General features: G+C 39.2%; 10 protein-coding genes. 3 read left to right on the forward strand and 7 right to left on the reverse strand.

Features of this window, described 5'->3' with window-relative positions; translation table 11 throughout:
• Positions 1-356: 356 nt before the first annotated feature.
• The 3 genes from CXF89_RS11515 (at position 357) to CXF89_RS11525 (ending at position 11,070) form a co-directional block, all read left to right on the forward strand.
• Positions 357-9,185, forward strand: coding sequence for a glycoside hydrolase family 94 protein (locus CXF89_RS11515; RefSeq protein ID WP_121954656.1), 8,829 nt, complete (start codon positions 357-359; stop codon positions 9,183-9,185).
• A 22-nt stretch (positions 9,186-9,207) separates the two neighbouring features.
• Complete coding sequence (locus tag CXF89_RS11520; RefSeq protein WP_024590351.1) at positions 9,208-10,695, forward strand: bifunctional 2-methylcitrate dehydratase/aconitate hydratase; 1,488 nt, start codon at positions 9,208-9,210, stop codon at positions 10,693-10,695.
• A gap of 171 nt (positions 10,696-10,866) precedes the next feature.
• Positions 10,867-11,070: a hypothetical protein gene (locus CXF89_RS11525; protein WP_024590352.1), complete on the forward strand. Its 204-nt coding sequence runs from the start codon at positions 10,867-10,869 to the stop codon at positions 11,068-11,070.
• Positions 11,071-11,146: 76 nt separating this feature from the next.
• On the opposite strand, the gene CXF89_RS11530 is transcribed toward CXF89_RS11525, so the two are convergent.
• The 7 genes from CXF89_RS11530 to CXF89_RS11560 all read right to left on the reverse strand — a co-directional run bounded on the left by CXF89_RS11530 (position 11,147) and on the right by CXF89_RS11560 (position 21,706).
• Entirely contained in the window at positions 11,147-13,705 is a 2,559-nt protein-coding gene (locus CXF89_RS11530) for a putative bifunctional diguanylate cyclase/phosphodiesterase (protein WP_121954657.1), read from the reverse strand.
• Positions 13,706-14,162: 457 nt separating this feature from the next.
• A complete protein-coding gene (locus CXF89_RS11535; RefSeq protein ID WP_101162941.1) occupies positions 14,163-14,621 on the reverse strand; it encodes an ATPase in 459 nt (152 codons plus the stop codon).
• A gap of 52 nt (positions 14,622-14,673) precedes the next feature.
• The gene (hflC, locus tag CXF89_RS11540) at positions 14,674-15,657 is read right to left on the reverse strand and encodes a protease modulator HflC (RefSeq protein WP_024590355.1); all 984 of its coding nucleotides are present in this window, start codon (positions 15,655-15,657) and stop codon (positions 14,674-14,676) included.
• Positions 15,654-16,595 carry an FtsH protease activity modulator HflK gene (gene hflK, locus CXF89_RS11545; RefSeq protein ID WP_180961399.1) on the reverse strand — a complete coding sequence of 314 codons (942 nt, stop codon included), beginning with the start codon at positions 16,593-16,595 and terminating at the stop codon, positions 15,654-15,656. Before hflK ends, hflC begins: the two co-directional genes overlap by 4 nt.
• Positions 16,596-17,085: 490 nt before the next feature.
• Positions 17,086-18,408, reverse strand: coding sequence for a Na+/H+ antiporter NhaA (gene nhaA, locus CXF89_RS11550; protein ID WP_121954659.1), 1,323 nt, complete (start codon positions 18,406-18,408; stop codon positions 17,086-17,088).
• Between the two features lie 214 nt (positions 18,409-18,622).
• Positions 18,623-19,771 carry a N(5)-(carboxyethyl)ornithine synthase gene (locus CXF89_RS11555; protein ID WP_024607592.1) on the reverse strand — a complete coding sequence of 383 codons (1,149 nt, stop codon included), beginning with the start codon at positions 19,769-19,771 and terminating at the stop codon, positions 18,623-18,625.
• Positions 19,772-20,434: 663 nt separating this feature from the next.
• On the reverse strand, positions 20,435-21,706 hold the full coding sequence (locus CXF89_RS11560) for a hypothetical protein (protein WP_121954660.1): 1,272 nt from the start codon (positions 21,704-21,706) through the stop codon (positions 20,435-20,437).
• Positions 21,707-21,867: the final 161 nt, after the last annotated feature.

Genomic DNA, 21,867 nt, shown 5'->3' on the forward strand with positions numbered 1-21,867 from the left:
GAATATGTACGCTAACACACATAGTCTAAATTTATCTGCCTTTAGTTGATATATATGTATAATGGTTGATGAAATTTAAAGATAATCCACACCATAACATGGCGACAACTCACTGTTATAAAACACAAAATAGAACTCTACTATTAGACTATGTGTGTTGACGAACCGACCCTTAACGAAGCTTGTTATATGTTGATGTATGTATTCAACAATAAGATAAACTTTATGAATATTTTTAATGATTACTTGCTCACCTCTAATAACCAAAATAATTTAAAACATCTTTTTTTAAATCCAGTGATAAATTTAACCGTCAATATCTTCACTACGACGTTTAGTCTCAAGTATTTACCACGATGAATAAAAATAAGCTTATCAACATCCTTTCGCCATTTTTCCCTTGGCTTAAATCAGCTCCCCCAAAAGAACAAATCCCCATTCGATCAGAGCTCTTAAGTGCTGAACAAATGGAAAAACATGCAAAATCACTAGCAAAAAGTCATATTTTAGATGCTAAAAACACTCAAGATCAGCTACTTGAGCGCCTAGACGAAAACGAAAAAGTACTGATTAAAGCCAATAGTTTATTAACCATTGCCGTTAAAGCAAAGCAGCCTATAGTGCCCTCTGGTGAGTGGTTACTCGATAATTTTTATCTTATTGAAGAGCAAATTCGTACCGCTCGGCTTCATTTACCTAAGCACTATAGTCAGGAACTGCCACGTTTAGAGCAAGGTGCCTCTTTAGGTATGCCCCGAGTTTATGATATTGCGTTAAATGTAATTTCCCATGGCGACGGGCGTGTAGATAGCGAAATTCTAGCGCAATTTTTAGCCGCGTATCAAACAGTAACAACGCTTAACCTTGGTGAACTCTGGGCCATTCCAATTATGCTAAGGTTAGCCTTAATTGAAAACCTACAACGCGTAAGTACACGTATCATAATCGCACGCCAGCACCTAAATCTAGCCCAACAGTGGGCTAATCAAATGTTAGAAATTGCTGAGCAAGACCCTAATAGTTTAATTTTAGTTATTGCCGACATGGCACGCTCAAAGCCTCCTATGGAAAGCGCTTTTGTAGCAGAGCTAACTCGTTTATTACAAGGGCATGGTTCGGCATTAGCACTTCCCCTTACTTGGATTGAACAACAACTAGCTGATTCGAGTTTAACCATAGAACAACTAGTACAAAAAGAGAATCAGCAACAAGCCGCTGATCAAGTCTCAATTAGCAATAACATTAGTAGCTTACGCTGGTTGACCGCGATGAACTGGGCGGATTTTGTAGAAGATCATAGCGCTGTAGAACACATTTTGCGCCAAGATATAGAAGGTGTGTATGGTTATATGGACTTTATCACGCGAGATAGTTACAGAAAAATCATAGATCAACTCGCTAAGCGAAGCTCATTTTCAGAAGTCGATATAGCTAAAAAAGCAATAAAATTAGCCCAGCAGGCTGATCAAGCCCAAACAATATCAAACACAACGCTTGCGCCTAACCATGTAGGCTACTATTTAATTGATAAAGGTATTACGCAATTAAAGCAGCTCATAACAGTAAAAACGTCTATTTTGAAAACGTTATTTTCGCAAGCCAAGCGTATAACATTAATACTTTATTTAGGAGCAATTATATCCTTAACAGCCCTAATTAGTGCCTCTTTTATGGCTATGGTCGTTCCTGATAACATACCTCACTGGCAGTTTATTCTTTTAATAATTTTAACTTTATTCGGAGCAAGTCAATTAGCCTCAGCACTCGTAAACTGGATAGTTACCTTGCTAGTCGACCCACAACGATTACCCAGAATGGACTATTCAAAAGGGATGCCAGCGCAAAATAAAACATTCGTAGTAATCCCTACAATGCTTACCAGCTCTATAGGTATTGAGCAGTTATTAGAAGTACTCGAAGTTAGATTTTTAGGTAATCGCGATCAACATATACACTTTGCTCTACTGACCGACTTTACTGATGCAGAGCAACAAACACTCCCCACAGACGAAGCGTTGCTATCGCAAGTACGCCTTGGTATAGAAAACCTTAATGCCAAATATGCAGAGCCTTCTCTTTTACAGCAAGAAAGTCGCTTTTTTTTACTGCATCGCCCACGAACCTGGAATCCAAAAGAGCAAATTTGGATGGGGTTTGAACGTAAACGCGGAAAATTATCAGATCTAAACGCACTACTTCGAAACCCAATAGAACATGCATTTGAACTTATCGTCGGTGATATTAACGCTATACAAAAAGTTAAATATGTCATTACTTTAGATACCGATACACAACTTCCACGAGATTGTGCCCGTCAGTTAGTTGCGACCATGGCGCACCCTTTAAATCAACCAAGATTTGATGAAAAAAGACAATGTATTGTAGGCGGCTACGGCATTTTACAACCACGTATGGCAGCAAGTCTATCGGGACATAACCCTTCTCGTTACTCGCAATTATTTGGTGAAGAACCGGGTATCGACCCATATACGCGTTCAATATCCGATGTATACCAAGACCTCTTTTCACAAGGCTCATTTATCGGTAAAGGTATATACGATATAGATGCATTTGAACAAACACTTGGTAACCGTTTACCACAAAACCAAATACTCAGCCATGATTTACTCGAAGGTTGCTATGCTCGCTCGGGGTTGATTAGTGATGTGCACTTGTACGAAGAATACCCTACACGTTACAACACTGATATGTGTCGGCGTGAGCGCTGGATCAGAGGAGATTGGCAAATTGTGCGCTGGTTACTTCCTCGTGTTTTAAACACTCGAAGCGATAAATGTCAAAATCCTTTGTCACCTTTATCACGTTGGAAAATTCTTGATAATTTACGTCGAAGTGTCGAACCACTCGCAATCTTTTTATTACTTACGGTAGGTTGGTTTACAGCAGCTAATCCATTGAAATGGACCCTTGCCATAAGTGCTATTTATTTATTACCGCCATTGCTGAGCGCGCTAATTTCGTCGATGCGCAAACCCGCAGAAATGCTGATGTCCCATCATTTGCATGATGTTTTACAGTGCTTTGTTCGTCAACTTATTCAAATCGGTTTTCGTTTAGCATGTTTACCTTTTGAGGCTGTGTTTAACTTAACCGCAATATTACGTAGTGCGGGTCGAATGCTGTTTACTCAACGTCGTTTATTAGAGTGGCATGTCACAGATCATAAATCTAATCATGTAGTAAATGCCTTAATAAATAGTTATTACACTATGTGGACTGCGCCATTTATTGCGATTACTTTAATCGCTTCGCTACTTTACTTTGCCCCTTTACACTTAACTTTTACAAATATATTAGCTGTATTTCCTCTACTTTTATTATGGCTTTTATCACCGGCTATAACATGGTGGTTTAGTGAGCCTAAACTCGATAATTTAGCGCCACTGAGCGACAAGCAACAATTATTTTTACAAACTATTGCCCGTAAAACATGGGCTTTTTTCGACCACTTTAACACTGCAGACGATCATTGGTTAATTCCCGATAACTATCAAGAGGAAGCCGGTCCTGTTATTGCGCACCGTACATCGCCTACTAATATTGGTCTGTCTTTACTGGCTAACGTTAGCGCCTATGATTTTGGTTTTATTGTACAAAGTGATTTAATTCAACGCACGCAAGATTGCTTTAATACCCTCGATAAACTCGAGCGCCACGAAGGGCATTTTTATAACTGGTACGACACACAAACATTGCAACCTTTGCCACCGCGCTATATTTCATCAGTAGATAGCGGTAACTTAGCCGGTCATCTTTTAACTTTACAAATAGCATTAAAAGAACTCCCTTCTAAACCTATTGTTCACCCACAAATGTTTGAAGGCATAAGTATCACTTTGGCTATTGTGGCAAACTTGTTTAAAACATTGCAATTAGACTCAGAGCAAAATAAAAACAATATTATAGATACCGCTATTAATGCCATGAGCTCAATACTTAACGCTGTTCGTATCACTGCGCCTACAAATCTATATGACGTTGAACAGCACTTAATTACACTCAATAATAATGCGCGAATATTGTTAGAGAATATAAAGCAAGACGCTGCTAATGATTTAGATACAAAGTCGAAAGAGCATAAAGTATGGACTCAAGACTTACAAAGGCAATGCCAGCGTACCCTAAACGAACTCTATTTATTTTCGCCATGGCTCAAACTAACTAATCCGCCAGTTAGCTTAAAACTGCAATTTCTTGATTCTAATATTTTGACAATGCAGCAATTAGTTAAACGTTGCCCCGACACTATTAACGCAATTGATGCGCTTTTATCATCGGTATTACCATCCGACGAAACTCAGTGGCTTTCTTCATTACGTATTCATACTTTAGCCAGTACACAGCTTGCCAAAGATTGCATTTCGCAATGTGACAAATTAGCCAACAGAGCGATTGAATTTGCACAAATGGAATATGCATTTTTATATGATGAGTCTCGCCATTTATTGGCTATTGGTTATAACGTAGATGAGCATCGACGTGACACCAGTTTTTACGATTTACTGGCATCTGAAGCACGTTTAGCCAGTTTTATTGCTATAGCACAAGGTAAATTGCCACAGCAAACCTGGTTCGCTCTAAGTCGTCTACTAACCAGCGCTGGCGCCGAGCCGGTGCTGGTGTCGTGGAGTGGCTCTATGTTTGAGTATCTTATGCCCATGTTAGTTATGCCTAGCTACGACGGTACATTGCTCGAACAAACTTGCCGTGCAGCGGTTACCCGACAAATTGATTATGGAAAAAGACAAAACGTACCGTGGGGCATATCTGAGTCGGCATACAATACGGTAGATGCTTCTCTTAATTTTCAATATCATGCCTTTGGCGTACCGGGTTTAGGGCTAAAACGAGGCTTATCAGAAGACCTCGTCATCGCTCCCTACGCGTCTGCATTGGCATTAATGGTTAACCCACAAGCCGCGTGCGAAAATCTTCAACTGTTAGCTGATAGTGGACTTGAGGGACATTACGGATTGTATGAGGCAATAGATTACACCCCTGCCCGTTTATCCAGAGATCAAAAAAGCGCAGTCATTCGCTCCTTTATGGCTCACCATCAAGGTATGAGCTTACTTGCATTGGCATATCATTTACTTGACCAGCCTATGCAAAAACGCTTTGAATCAGACCCTTTACTGCAATCAGCTTTGCTATTACTACAAGAGCGCGTGCCTAAAACATCTATATTCCAACCTCATATAGACCAATACGCAGAGAGCGGGGCTTTATTTGAACATGCAAAAATAAAGGTTAATCCACCTATTCCAGCCATTACCCCAACACCCCAAGTACAGCTACTTTCAAATGGTCGTTACCATGTAATGCTTACAAATGCAGGAGGTGGCTACAGCCGCTGGACCGACTTAGCCGTTACACGGTGGCGTGAGGATCCTACTTGCGACAATTGGGGAACATTTGTCTATATTAGAGATACAGCCACAGGCGACTTTTGGTCGGCAGCCCACCAGCCAACGCTAAAATCAGCCCAGTCGTATAGCGCATCATTTTCTGAAGGTCGCGCTGAGTTTCGCCGAAGCGATCAACATATAGAAACTTACACTGAAATCGTTGTCTCTCCGGAGGACGATATTGAACTTCGTCGTATACGCTTAAGTAATCACTCACCCGATACCCGTACAATTGATATAACCACTTATGCAGAAGTTGTAATGGCAAATCCTGCAGCCGACCTTATGCAACCGTCATTTAGTAATTTGTTTGTACAAACTGAAATACTTCCATGTGGCAATGCTATTTTATGTACTCGTCGTGCACGCTCTGCTGATGAAAAAACACCTTGGATGTTTCATTTACTTTCAACACGCGACAATAGCAGCACAACAAAAGTCGGAACCCTGTCTTGTACAACTGATCGCATGCAATTTATTGGTAGAGGTCGCTCTTTGGTTTCACCACAAGCAATGCTAGAAATGGGCGAACTTGACGCTAAACAAGGGTCAGTACTTGATCCTATTGTTGCTATTCGTGCCCCTGTGGCTTTACTTGCTGGCAGTGTAGTAACACTCGATGTAATAACGGGTATGGCACAAAGTAGACAGGCTTGCCTTGCGCTAATTGCTAAATATCAAGATCATCACATTACCGATCGAGCACTTGATTTAGCATGGACTCATAGCGATGTGACCTTACGCCAAATTAACGCCAATGAAGCAGATGCTCAACTCTACCGGCAGCTGGCTGGGTATATTTTGTATGCCAATGCAACTCTTCGGGCTAACGCATCTGTATTAATACAAAATCGTCGAGGACAATCTGGACTATGGGGCTACTCAATTTCTGGTGACTTACCTATCATATTATTAAAAGTAGCCAGCGGTAATAATATTGAAATTGCCCGCCAACTTATTCAATGCCATGCATATTGGCGCTTAAAAGGGCTTGTCGCTGATTTAGTCATTTGGAATGAAGAGCAAGTTGGTTACCGACAAGGTTTGCAAGACCAAATTATGGGGCTAATCGCAACGGGTACTGAGTCTCATTATATTGATCGCCCTGGCGGGATATTCGTTCGCTCAGCAGAACAAATCTCGAATGAAGACCGCATACTGTTACAAGCCGTTTCGCGGATTATTATTGATCAAAGTGGCACATTGGCAGAGCAAGTAAACCGTCGAACGCTTGCAGAGAAAAACGTAAAGGGACTAATCCCAACTCAAGCATTACATCCCAAAATCAATCAAGCGCTTGGCAATACTCAAGAAAACTTACTTTTAAATAATGGACTGGGTGGGTTTAGTGAAGATGGTCGCGAATATATTATTACCACCACCGAAGCGAATCCAACTCCTCTGCCTTGGGTTAATGTGCTAGCAAACGCACATTTTGGCAGCGTTATTGACGAAAATGGTTTTGCTTATACGTGGAGCGAAAACGCCCATGAGTTTCGTTTAACGCCGTGGAGTGCAGACACTACAGGCTCATCTGGTGGCGAAGCCTTTTATTTACGTGATGAAGATACAGGTAAATTTTGGTCACCTTGTGCGATGCCAAAACGTGGGGCTAATCCCTATATAACCCGCCATGGCTTTGGTTATAGTACCTTTGAGCACAGTGAAACCGGCATCGAATCCTCTCTTTGTGTGTATGTAGATACACTCGACGCCGTAAAATACTCGGTATTAAAAATTAAAAACAACTCATTAACTACCAGGCGCCTAAGTGCAACAGGTTATGTTGAATGGGTACTTGGCGATCTTCGTTCTAAAACAGCGCTACACCTTGTAACAGAAATTGATGCTAAGAGCGGTGCATTGGTTGCCTCTAATGCCTATAACTCAGAGTTTGGTGGCAGAGTTGCTTTTTTTGACGTTGATGATATGTCACGAACACTAACAGGAGACCGTAGCGAGTTTATTGGTCGCAATAAAACATTACACGACCCCCAGGCAATGACTCGTACTCATTTATCTGGCAACTTAGGAGCGGCACTCGATCCGTGCGGTGCAATTCAAGTCCCTTTTGAACTGCAAAGTGAACAAGAGCGCACAATTATTTTTAGGCTCGGTGCTGCGCAAAATAAAGAGCAAGCAAGTACGCTTGCTTTAAAACTCAGAAAACCCGGTACAGCACGCATTGCACTCGAAAAAGTCACTGATTTTTGGCAGCAAACACTGGGCAGTGTGCAGGTTTATACCCCCGACCCTGCATTGAATGTATTAGCAAATGGCTGGCTTGTGTACCAAACTTTAGCATGTCGTTTTTGGGCTCGCAGTGGGTTTTATCAAAGTGGTGGCGCGTTTGGCTTTCGCGATCAGTTACAAGATGCCATGGCATTAATACATGCTTCGCCTGCATTACTAAGGGATCACATACTGTACTGCGCCACACGTCAGTATAGCGAAGGTGATGTGCAACATTGGTGGCATCCACCATCAGGGCGCGGTGTAAGAACACGCTGTTCAGACGATTATTTATGGCTACCATTAGCGACGTGTCGTTACATAAAAGGCACTGATGACATAACTATTTTAGATGAGCTAATGCCCTTTATTGAAGGTCGCCCCCTTAAAGACGACGAAGAATCCTATTACGACTTACCTTCTGTGAGTGCAGCAAGGTCGAGCCTTTACCAGCATTGCGTGTTGGCAATTGAGCATGGTTTACACTTTGGAGAAAAAGGTTTACCGTTAATGGGCTCAGGAGATTGGAATGACGGTATGAGCCTTGTTGGAATACACGGCAAAGGCGAAAGCGTTTGGCTGGGGTTCTTTTTATATAAAATACTACAAGAATTTTCACCTATTGCTGCATTACATGGCGATATAGAGTTTGCTACTCGTTGTGACGATGAAGCACAAAAACTACAAGGTAACCTAGCTAAACACGCATGGGACGGAGCTTGGTATCGTCGCGCATGGTTTGACGACGGAACCGCGCTGGGCTCATCACAAAGCCCAGAGTGCACTATTGACTCAATAGCGCAAAGTTGGTCAGTGCTCTCTGGTGCAGCTAATAATGAGCGCTCTACGCAAGCAATGTCGTCTTTGTATCAGCATTTGGTCAATAGCGATGATAAATTAATCCAATTACTCAATCCGCCTTTTGATAAATCAAAAATGAACCCTGGTTATATAAAAGGTTACGTCCCGGGCGTGCGCGAAAATGGCGGGCAGTATACGCATGCCGCTATTTGGGCAAGCATGGCATTTGCTCAACAAGGCGACAAAAAAAGAGCGTGGGAATTGATGAATATAATCAATCCATTAAATCATGCTAAAAACGCCGAACAAGTTGAAACCTATAAAGGCGAACCTTATGTCGTAGCCGCCGATGTTTATGCCGTTGATCCGCATATTGGACGAGGCGGTTGGACTTGGTATACCGGATCAGCGGGTTGGTTATACCGACTAATAATAGAATCTTTATTAGGTGTAACACGAACAGGAAATAAGCTAACCATTTCACCGTGTATTCCAGAGAATTGGAGCACCTACTCAATCGACTATCGCTTCGAGAGCACCTATTACCATATTACAATTGAGCAAATTATAGGGGATGAAAAACATAATAAAAGTGAGCTAATACTTGACGGTATGGCGCTTGAATCAACTTATATTCCACTTGAAAACGATAAGCAAAAGCATGAAGTTCACCTAAGCGTTTACTCAGTAACTTCTAATAAATTGAAACCAAGTAAAATATAAACAAACGAATTAAGGATACAAAATGAGTAGTAATACAGATAATAACACTCGCCCAGATTACGACAGTGTTATCCAGGATATCGCTGATTATGTATTAACGTTTGAAGTATCAAGCGCAGAAGCACTAAACACTGCACGTAATTGTTTAATGGATACCTTAGGCTGTGGTCTGCTCGCTTTAAAGTTTTCACAATGTACCAAACTTCTTGGTCCAATTGTCAAAGGGACCGTTGTCCCTAATGGTGCACGAGTACCTGGGACCTCGCTCATACTCGACCCTGTTAAAGCAGCGTGGGACATTGGTTGTACCATCCGCTGGCTCGATTACAACGATACGTGGTTAGCTGCTGAATGGGGGCACCCTTCTGATAACTTAGGTGCTATTTTAGCTGTAGCCGATCACTTGTCTCAAGTCAGAATCGCAAATTCACAGCCTCCCCTGACTATGCGAGACGTACTTGAAGCCATGATTATGGCGCATGAAATTCAAGGCGTTATCGCATTAGAAAATTCTTTTAATCGTGTTGGCTTATGCCATGTATTATTGGTGCGTGTAGCCTCAACGGCTGTTGTCACAAAAATGATGGGTGGCAGTAGAGAGCAAATAATGGCAGCCATATCTCAAGCATGGGTTGATGGTTCTGCACTGCGTACTTATCGTCATGCGCCAAACACTGGATCTCGTAAATCTTGGGCTGCGGGCGATGCAACTGCCAGAGCAGTTTATTTAGCTGATATGGCAATGCGCGGTGAAATGGGTATACCCAGTGCATTAACAGCTGCGCAATGGGGGTTTTATGATGTCTCTTTCTCCAAAACGAATAAAGACCAAGCACTAAAGCCTGAAGCGGAGCGCACGTTTTCGTTCTCCCAAGGTTACGGTTCATATGTAATGGAAAACATTTTGTTTAAAATTTCTTTTCCAGCAGAGTTTCATGCGCAAACAGCAGCAGAAGCCTCCGTTATTTTGCACCCTCAAGTAAAGTCGCGTTTAGACGATATTGAGAAAATAGTGATCCGCACCCACGAGTCAGCCATACGCATTATTTCTAAAACAGGACCGCTTGCCAACGCAGCTGACCGCGACCATTGCTTACAATATATGATTGCTGTTCCCTTGGCATTTGGGAACTTAACTAGCGATCATTATGAGGACGACTTTCACAACACGCACCCTATCATCGATAAACTACGCGACAAAATGGAGGTGTTAGAAGATAAACGCTTTACAGCTGAATACTTAGAGGCGGACAAACGCTCTATTGCCAATGCAATTCAAGTTTTCTTTAACGATGGTAGTAAAACAGAAGAAGTGGTTGTGCAGTACCCTTTGGGTCATCGCCGTCGCCGTGAGGAAGGCATTCCATTATTAGAGCTTAAATTCAAATCTAATTTAGCAACACGCCTTGCAACCCAACAATGCCAAACCATATTTACCCTTTGTAGAGATCAAGCCAAGCTTGAAAATACGCCAGTAAACAGCTTTATGGACTTATTTGTTATTCAATAAGTTAAATTGCAGTATGTACGGTGATACTGTAATACCAATTCGCTTAATTAAGTGATCTATTTTTAGGTAATAAAATAGCTCATTAACAAAGCGAGCTTATAATATACAATTGTTTTATATAAATATTTTTTAAAACGAAGCTTTAACAAAACACAACGAACGGGACTTATTATGACTAATGAAATTAAACACTCAATCGCAAACTTTGCAGCCTTAGAAACTTCAATAGCAAATGGGGAAGAACAATCGGTAAAAGAATTATTAGCAGATCAGTCAATGCAAGAGCTAGAAAAAAGCTATCTGTTAGACTTAGCTAAACTCGGTAATAACAGCGCTATCATAAAGCTATTAAATGATATTCCCGTAAAAAAATAGATGCTCGTGGCTATGTTATTACTCCATAGCTGGCGAGTTAATCCATGTTGTAAGGTAATAATTGATTATTCTCGTTTTACTTATGATGACTTGTTTTATTTAGGCTATTAATATAATCAATAAGATTATTTAAAGGTATTGGTTTGGAAAAATAATAGCCTTGAACCCTTATACTGCTGAATTGAGATAAATAGGCGATCAGCTCAGCATTTTCAACACCTTCAATGACCACTATTTTTTTAAGCTCTGTACAAATCTTGATGATACCTTCTAATAAAGCGCGTTCTTGGCCCTCATGCTCAGCACCAATCGTGAACTCCCGATCTATTTTTATAATATTAGCAGGCTGCCTCGACAAGTAAGAAAGGCTAGAATATCCAGCGCCAAAGTCATCAATCGCAACGTTAAAGCCCTTAGCCATCAGCTCTCTAAGAACGCCTTCGATAACCCCTTTTTCTGACATGACTGTTTCAGTCACTTCAACGGTGAGCCGATGTGGCTCTATATCTTTATCAGAGACTAATTGGCAAATATATGCAACAAACCCTTGCAGCTGTAATTGCTGGGGTGAAAAATTAACAGCCACAGTAATATTTTTTAACTGCGCAGTATTACTCATATCTTTAAGTACCTGTACTAGTACTTGTTTGCCAACTTCTAATATTTGCCCCGTTTGCTCTGCTATAGGTATAAAAATAGCCGGGGAAATATACGCACCATTACTTTTCCATCGCACCAAACTCTCAACACTAATCACTTTGTTATCAGATAAACTATGGATTGGTTGGTAATACACTTCTAAGTCACCATTTTTAAGCGCTTTTTGAAGCTCTCCTCTAATGTGGACTATTTCTTTATGCTTATCATCCATTAGCTTATGATAAAAACAAAGCTGATTCCCTCCAAGGGTTTTCGCACAGTCCATAGCAATATCTGCATGCTGTAATAGTACTTTTGAATTTCCTACTCTTTCTTTAGACATCGATATACCAGCGCTGGCTGTAAGATAAATATCAACGTCCTCTAAATAATAAACGTTTGCTAAAGAGCTTATTAATACTGATATTTCTTCTCTTAGTTTATCTTTACTTATATTGCTGTAATAAAGAATAAACTCATCATTACCAAAGCGTGCTATTGAGTCGGTTGTCAGCGCGTTATTTTTAAGTCTTCTTGCAACTAACTTGAGAACTTTATCACCTAGGGCATGCCCTAAACTATTATTTATAGAACTAAAGCCATCTAGGTTTATAAAAACCATTGCACACAGTGAGTTTAACGCTTTAGCCTGCTTAGACTGTTTAGCGCTTATTTCATCATCTAGCGCATCTCGGCGAATTAGCCCTGTTAACTCATCATATTTAGCCATTTTAAACAGCTTTTTTGATTGTTGTTTTAGTAGGTATGAAGAGTCTGAAGCAAGTATAAAAATATAGATAAAGATGAAAGTAAGCCAAATTATAATTTGTTCGACTTTTGCTCTTTCTTTTAATGCGGAGTAGTTATTAATAAAACTATATATATTGTGATTTAAAATGCCCATTACATCGACTTTTTCTACAATATAGTCACTGTATAAACTCAATAGTATATTTAAATTGTATACGTTTTGCTTTTTAGCATTAACAGAAAAGTAAACTTGAGGCGTCAATTCAATAAATACATCAAACGTATTTAGATAATCTATGTACCTGTTCTCAATTAATAAATTCATGTCTAGTAAAGCTAAAACTTGATACTTACCGCCAGTAACTGAATTTATAGGTATCGAAAACATAATAGTCGGCGTACTCGTTTTCAACGTTAATGAATTAGCTGCAAATCTAACTTCATCCGTAGTTGTATTTAACCAGTTCACTACAGAATCACTTGATAGAAACCCACTGGAAATAAATTGCTTAGAAAATATGTCACCTTCAACTAACGTAAGATTTTCATCAAGAATAAGCATCCCTTTGATGATTTTATAATCCCTCGCATAATTTTTCATATCAACAGCGGCAAGCTTTAAAAAATTATCATGACTCACTTTTTCTAATCTCGACTTAATCCGAGATAATGACTTTTTATGCTCATCAAGATTTTTATTAAGCATTGTCCCCACTAAGCTTATTTTTTCTCGTGCTTTTTCTTCTTCACTACTCACTGTTTTTACTGCACTAGCGTACCATAACGACACACCCGTAAAGATAACTAAAAACATGACTGCTTTGGTAAACTTAGCCCCTTTAGTTATCGTTGCAGAACATAAAATTTTAATAATGAGCGCTGAGAAAAAAGAAAAAACCATAACGGCATTTAAAGCAGAAATAAATGGATTATCACTAATTAAAAAAAACTTTTCGTCAACGACTCCCCATAAGCTCAATTGAAAATTTAAGAAAAAAGCACACCCTAAAATGCCTAATGCAGGAGTCACATATTTAATTTTTTTTGTAGATTTAAAATTAAATAATAAAGTTAAGATTGAGCCTAAAACTAGCGATATTAAAGCGGTACTAATAGAAATGATAGGCATCAGAGGTGCTTCAAGTAAAATACTCTCCAACCCACCCAAAATTACTACAACAACAAAAAACTGAATAAAGCCTAAATATAAAATACTTGCTGCTGATTGAGTTAGAGATAACCGCATGGGTCTGTTGTAACCTTCTAATTTGAGTCGCCAAGATCTTAAACTGTAAAGCAACTGCCGTATTAGTACAGTCAAATTTAATTATTTTGTATTATATTAAATAAAAAGATACAGCCTTTATAGCTATATATTAAATTGAGGGAATAATCTAATGAAAAGTAAGTAGATTCATAGTCATGCCATATCATCTGCTTCTCATTTTAATATCAACCTGCATAAATATTTGAATAATTTAAACGAGTTAAATCACTCTATAACGTTGCTAAATAGACCCCGTATATAAGCAAATTGGTATAACTGAGTAAACTAGGATTGACTGTCCGGATATGTTGAGCACACCGAATCATTTTACTTAACTCGATTAAAAGAAAAGATCCTTGATATAAATTGATATCACATACATTTGATTGAACTGACACCTTAGTAATACACTAATATTGCCAGTTCAATCAGTCGATTACATATCTGAAAATCGGTTAGCCGATTGCACAATTCTTTTTATCTCATTTTCTTCAATATCTTTTATTGTATCAAGCAACGTTTTTGCGCTTTCGATATCTACACGAGAATATATATGAATGTATAACTCAATAACTTGTTCATGATGGTTTACTATTTTCTCCATAATGTCCGAGATATCTAGCTCTTCAAAGAGTGAGTTGCAATCAACGCGCTCAATAATTGAGTGCTTTTCGATGTAATCAAAACACCAGGTGTTTAGCGCTTTTACGTCTGCCGTATTTTCAAATCCTTGTACAATATTCTCTAAACTCTCCTCATGCTCAGATAGGTAGCGAAGCATCATTCGTGCTCCCTCATCCTTATTTTGTTTAGAGCTCTGGTTTAGGCTATCTTTTAAGTTTTTGTGAAATAAAACGGTCCAATTGAGTACATCTCTAATTGTTTCAATTTGCATTTATTGCTCCTAAGTTTGATGATATCTATACAATATTTAAATATGAAGCATGCTAATTTTTAGGATTAGGCTCACTCGCCTGAGTGTGTTGTAAATACTGAAATAGCTCACTGTCGGTCGATAATACCAATGTTGTGTTTTGGCTAAGGGCAAGTTCAAGCGCCTGCAACGAACGGGTGAATGCATAGAATGCGACTGCTTGATCATTTTTGTTATAGGCTGAGGCGTAAATAGCGGCTGCTTTAGCATCAGCTTTACCTCTAATTTCTGTTACTGCTCGGTAGGCTTCAGATTGAATTTTATCTAAGTCTCGCTCTCTGTTACCTTGTATACGGGCAGCTTCGCCTTTTCCTTCTGACAAAAAGCGTTCTGCTATTTGACGACGTTCGCTGATCATACGTTCATAGATTTTAGGGCGTACACTTTCATTATAATTAATACGTTTAAAGCGAATATCCATAAGCTCAATACCAAATACTTTTACTTTTTTTGCCGCCTCATTAAATATATCTTGCTCGACAACTAAACGTCCCATGCTTATAGGCACTAAACTACCAATATTCTGCTCTTTTTCAGCCTCGGTGAGTGACGAGTCACGCAAAGGTTGGCGACCTTTCGTTGTACGAATAATTTCGATTAATTCGTGTGTGGCTACTGCATTACGCGTTTCACTACCAAAAATATCATCGAGCCTAGACTGTGCGCTTCGCTCATCACCTAAACGTAAAAAATACTGCAACGGATCGGTAACCTGCCACCGCGCATAAAGACTTACAGAAATATAAAGCTTATCTTTGGTCGGCATATCAGAAGGTGTTCCTTCCCATTCCAGCACGCGCTTATCAATAAAATTAACTTGCTGAACAAAAGGCATTTTGAGTTGAATACCCGCCTCTCTAATTGGCTCTCCAACCGGTTTACCAAACTGAGTAATAACCACCTGCTCTACTTCGTTAACCGTATATAAAGCGCTATACAAAGTAACCCCTACAAGTGCAGCTAAAATACTGCTGCCAACGATTAAATAAGATTTCATGGCTGCTGTCCTTTTAGTGAAGTTAAATTGAGTAAAGGTAATACACCGCGTGCTTCGCTATCGATAATAATTTTATTTTTTATCGTTGGCATAACATCTGTCATTGTTTCTATATATATTCGTCTGCGTGTTACCTCAGGTGCCAGTTGGTACTGTGCAAACAGCGCATTAAAACGCAGAGCGTCGCCTTCAGCTTCATTAACTCGCTTAAGGCGATAACCGTCAGCCTCTCTTATTCGTTGATCGCGCTTCCCCTCAGCAAGCGGAATAACGCGGTTATATTCGCGACGCGCTTCGTTAATCAACTTTTCTTTCTCTTGTTGAGCCTGATTAACTTCATTGAACGACCCTTGTACTGGTACGGGTGGGTTAATATTTTTTAGTTGAACCTGATCAATACTAATCCCCATTACATATTTGGTTGCCAATGCCTGCATTTTTTGTAATGCCTCAATTTCAATCCCTTGCCTGCCAATGGTAATTACTTCATCTACAGTTCTATCGCCTACAACTTCACGCATAACTGATTCAGACACATATCGTAAAGTGCCTGCCGGGTCGCGCACCTCAAATAAGTACTTTTGGGGATCGGCTATCCGATATTGAATTACCCATTCAATCAGCGCAGTGTTTAAATCGCCAGTTACCATTTGGGTTTCTTCGCGTTGATTTGTTGCAGGTGAAATTTTTGGCGCAAATGCGCGAATATTATTTTCAGGATTAATATTTTGATCAGGGTCGGAGGCTCCAGGAGTAGAAAAACCAAACTCCTGCTTTAATTGACGCTTAGTAGGCACTATTGTGACGTGATCAACACCTAATGGGATTTTTACATGTAAGCCCGCAGGCAGAATTTCTTGAAACTTACCAAACCTTAATACCAAAGCAACTGAATCACTGGGAACGGTATAGACTGCGCTATAGCCTGTAGCAATCAATCCCAAAAACAGTACTATGGTTAAACTTGTGCTAAATTTTCCACTCAGCAACTTCTTATACTTTTTAAACGCACCGCTCATCACTTTATCGATATCTGGCGGACCGCTTTTACTTTTAGAATTTGGACTATTTTCGTTTTGTGTAGAAATAATATTCTCCTTTTTAAGAAACCAAAAATATGGAGCCTTATTACTACTTTAGATTGTCATAAGCGCTAGCGTGCTTCGCAATCTAGGTGATAACTTCCTCTGTATAATTTAGGGGTAATGATTTAAGGAATAGTTTTAAGATTTAAATTCATGCACTTATAGATTAATTTAAAGCCAAAAAACCTTAGTAAGACATTAGCGTATTTATTTTAATTGGTCTGTTCGCTACAACACATAGCGTGTTTTAAACAATAGGTTTAATTAATAAATAAAGGGTTAAGTACAACTAATGAGTACACATTATTGAATACCCATTAGCCCCTTCACGCCCCTTCACGCCCTATTGCGGCGTTGAATTAATTGGTTTATTGCTCTTTTTTGAGGCAACCACTCGAATATATAAAACCCCAAGTATTGCAGAGAGAACCGAAGCCACTAAAACCGATGTTTTTGCGTTATGAAGATGCTCGGCTTGCCCATCAAACCCCAACGTAGCAATAAAAGTAGACATGGTGAATCCAATCCCGGCGATAAGTGAAGCACCAATAACATGCTGAAGATTAATGCCCTCAGGCAAGCAACCTATTTTGTAGCGTAAAGCAAGCCAACACGCACCCGAAATACCAATAAACTTACCAACAACAAGACCACTAATAATACCTAAGCCAACGGGATCACTGAGACTCTCAACAAATGAACTAAAGTTAAAAACCACACCCGCATTAACTAAAGCAAATAGCGGTAAAATAAACAGTGCGACAGGCAGGTGCAGCACATCTTCCCACCGACGCAAAGGTGTACCCGCATTTTCGGCTAAATCACGAATTTCGAGTACCTGTTTATGATCCTGTCTGCTGGCCAGAACATCTACTTTCTCTATTTCTTTTTGCATAGAGGTAATGGTTGTTTTTGCCTTTTCAAGCGACCTTCCTGAGCCCAACATTGAGCGTGCAGGAGCCGTTAAAGCAATAGCAACACCTGCTACAGTAGGATGCACACCTGACTGTAACATCATCCACCAGGTGGCAAGACCAATGATAATGTAAAAAAGCGGCTGCCTTATTCCGGCATAATTGGCGGCTACTAAAAAAGCAAATAGAACAACGGCGCATGACAAATACATCACCGATATTTCTTGGGTATAAAACACGGCAATAACGAGTATTGCCCCCACATCGTCAACAATCGCAAGACCTACAATAAAAGCCAACAAGCTTGTTGGTATATGTTTTCTTACAATTGTAAGCACACCTAATGCAAACGCAGTATCGGTTGCCATGGGTATACCCCAACCAATCAGTGAATCTTGCCCCCAGTTAAACAGCGAATAAATACCAGCTGGCACGACCATTCCGCCTATGGCGCAAAAAATGAGCATGTGTCTATTTTTGGGCTCAGCTAAATCTCCAGCAAGTACCTCTCGTTTTATTTCAAGCCCAAGCAATAAGAAAAATATCACCATCAAACCATCATTAATAATGTGTTTAAGCGAGGTTTGTAGCTCAAAGTTTCCTAATGAGACTCCTATAGGCGTATGCACTAAGTTTAGATAGGTAGCTGAATAAGCTGAATTTGCCCACCATAGTGCAATGATTGTAGATACCAGAAGAAACAGACTAGAGGTGGTTTGAGCACGCATAAAATTAGAAAATGGGTCGTGCATATAGTCTAAGCCACGATTAGTATATTTTTAGAATCGTTAGGCATATAAGGTAGCCTTATAAATTGTGGGTGTTCGTTTTATCAAAACTTTTAAGATTTAAGTTCTCCAGTTTTACTATCAGTCAACAAACACTTCGCCTTAAAATTACTAGCATTAAGACGAAGTGCACACCCCTAATTAATCTAATGTAAAATTAGATTAGAGATAGATTTAATCATTGTGTTATTACGTTATAAGGGTAAATATTTTCGCGGTTTTGGAATGCCAAAATAGCCGTATTTTTAATTATTCCTTGCTCAATGTTTATTGCACGGCGAATGGTTTCATCTTTTTGCCACTGCAAAGCACCTTTAAGTATCGTTTGTAAATATACAATGAGCGCCGCAGAGATTGAACGCGTCGCGCTTTCCCATAAATAACTCGGTGTATGATCAACGCCATAATAATCCGTGTTGTTATATCGAAATAAAGGGTTTTTAAACGTTGTCGGCTTTGCAAAAAAGAATCCCATCCCCTCATCACAGCTAACATCAATAATTAAGCTGTTTGGTTTTAAGCAGTCGGCCTCTGATTCAATGACAAAGTTAACCGGATGAGCTGTTTCTTGATAAGTCCCGTTCACGATAATATCGGCTTCGCTAATAAGATCGCTAAGTGGTCGATTAGTCCCATCATGTTCAACAACCATCATGCGAGCCTCTCCTTCAAGACCTTCTCGTACCTTAACATAATGACAATCTAATATTTCTTCACGCACTTCATGATCAGGTCGCTGAATACAAATTGTAATATCTCTAAAGCCATGCGCTTTAAGGGCGTAAATAGCGCCTCTACTCACTGCACCAAAACTAAATATAATCGTTTTACGTTGATCGCCATAATGACCATCGATACCCTTAAGTTGCAAAGCATGTATTACAGCGCAATACCCTGCCATTTCATTGTTTTTATAAAAAGTATGGCGCCCTACATTTCCTTGTGGTGACCACACATACATATCTTCAAAAGCAATTAAGGTAAGTTTACGTTCTATCGCCGCTTGTGTTATTTCATGCTGTTGAACGCAGTGGGCATAGCCCCAAATAGTGCCTCCTTCGCGCATTTCTTCTAAGTCAGCAAGTACAGGCTTTGCGATAATGGCCGTGCCAATATGGGTAAGTATTTCGCTGCGCGATGCAATGCCACCCGTTAACGTTGCAATATATTCATCGCTAACATTAAAAGCGGTGCCATAGCCTTGTTCAAACACCATTTGTTTTCTAAGATTTTCGGGAATTCGTAATAAGTGCTCTGGGTGAATAGGATACCGTCTTTCATCTGTCTTGCGGGATGTTCCGATAACGCCGATAGTTAATTCACTCATGCTAAGTCCTGTTTATAAAGTAAGTACGCTTGAGTTCATCAACGAATCATCATACTTCGCCAATAAACTTAGGCTGTGTTTTTTCTGTACGTTTGTGGCTCGGATGAACCAACTCTAATTTACAAAGGTGTAATTTTGACAATAAATAATGAAGAGCAGTGAGTTAACTTGCATTGAGTTGCAAGCTGAAGACTATTACCTTTTGAGTAAAAGTGCTGACTGAGTATATCAGAAATAAGTATTACTAACTTGGGTATCTCAAACTGAAATAAAGGGAGTACTCGCTAATTACTGAGGTTTTAACTTAATGATTTACTTTGTAGAGCAGGTTTAATCTGCTTTGTATTGGGTTAGCCGAACGTTTGGCTTTTATATGAACGTCGGGTATGAAGTCAAGTTTTACCCTTTTGGCGTTTAATTACTGACTAAATATTTGCTATCAATTTCGTATTTTCAGTTTATTGCTTAGTAGTCATATCTTATGAATAGAGTTCTGAATTACAATGAGAGCAAGTTATTTGCAGCTCTCATTCAAATAATTTTAGAAATTATAGTTAAGCTCTGTAATAGAAAAATGCATAATTTCTATTACACGCTTAACCTGTACTTAAAATATTGTTTTATATATTTGATGGCACTATTTATTTTAAAATTTCTAATAAATTATTTTTTAATCGTACTTTCAGATTCACCAAAAAGCTTTTCATCAAGTTTTTCTAGTCCCCTATACAGAGTCTGTCCAACAAAGCGGCTAGGTCTGGACATTGCAACTTTATAAACCATTTCGCTTGCATCAACTATACCTTTCGCAGTGCCCTCTATCGCAATTCCCATACCTTTAAAAAACGCCTCTTCAGCATTTACACCTTTTTCATACTTTTCGGCTGCATGATTAATACCCCGTATACTTGCAAAAATACCTAGAGATCCTACGCCAGTTAATATTGCATCAACTGCAGTACCTTTCGCATCAATAAAACCGCCAAGGGCCATATCAACAGTACTCGTTAGTTCATCATTAGTATATCCACTATCTAAAGCATTTGTATACTCTGCAACTTCAGTAGTGGCTACCACAGGGATATCATCATCTACCGAGTTAATATAGCCGATACTGTTTGTTGCTTTAAGCTGGACTTCAATACCCTCGATTGTTATATCGGTATCAGGGTTATTAAAATGATCTGCTAATTGCCCGCCGGTATCATTAGCAACAAGGTTTTCGAAATATGCACCCTTAGTTAAACTAGTTAACCCTCTTAAGCTTTCTGAAGACATCCATAATGTTTCCCACCATATTTCAGAGTTCGACATTTCCTCAAAATTACTATTTACACTTCGAAGCGCATCGTATATGGCGTTACTAGAAACAACATCAGCAACAACTGAGGCAGGCACACTAATGATACTTAACCAAGTCGCCGCTATGAGGCTCTTATCTACAGTTTCAATATCACCTTGCCTAATAGAATATTGTAACTTTTGACATGCTACACCTAAGCGTTGATTACTTTGTTCAATTAGCTTTTCAAAGTACTCATCTATGTTACAAACATCTGCTTTATGCTTTTGATTGAATTTATTTACAGCTATCTCTAAGTCACTAATCTGCTTATCAAGGTCACTAAGGTCTAATTTTTCATCGTGTTTTAATTTGTTCCACCATGAAAAGTTTTTATATGCCACATCCCAATTATTATTTAGGCGCTCTCTTTTAGATTTAAATGAATTTAATGTAGAAGTAAGTAAAAGGTCAGCCTTAATTAGGGGGATTGTATCTTTTTTATTTAGTAACCGAGTTGTACTACCTACTTCAAGATCATTTTGAATCGCTTTAGCTTGACGGATCTTTTCTTCTTTAACCAAATTAAGTTCGATAATTCTTTCTTCTTCGATTTGTTTTTTAGTTTTTAGTAAGTTTCTTAAAAAGCTCATTAAGCTATCTCCATATTTGCTTATCGTTTATACAATTAATACCAATATTTACTTATTGGCTAGAAGGGGTGATAATTTTTATTAAACTAAGTTATAGCTTGGTTGCTAGAGTAAATGTGGCAGTCCTTTAGTTTAGCCCATATTATAGGTCTTTGTTTCCT

The sequence above is a fragment of the Pseudoalteromonas sp. MelDa3 genome, assembly GCF_002863625.1.
GTDB lineage: Bacteria > Pseudomonadota > Gammaproteobacteria > Enterobacterales > Alteromonadaceae > Pseudoalteromonas > Pseudoalteromonas arctica.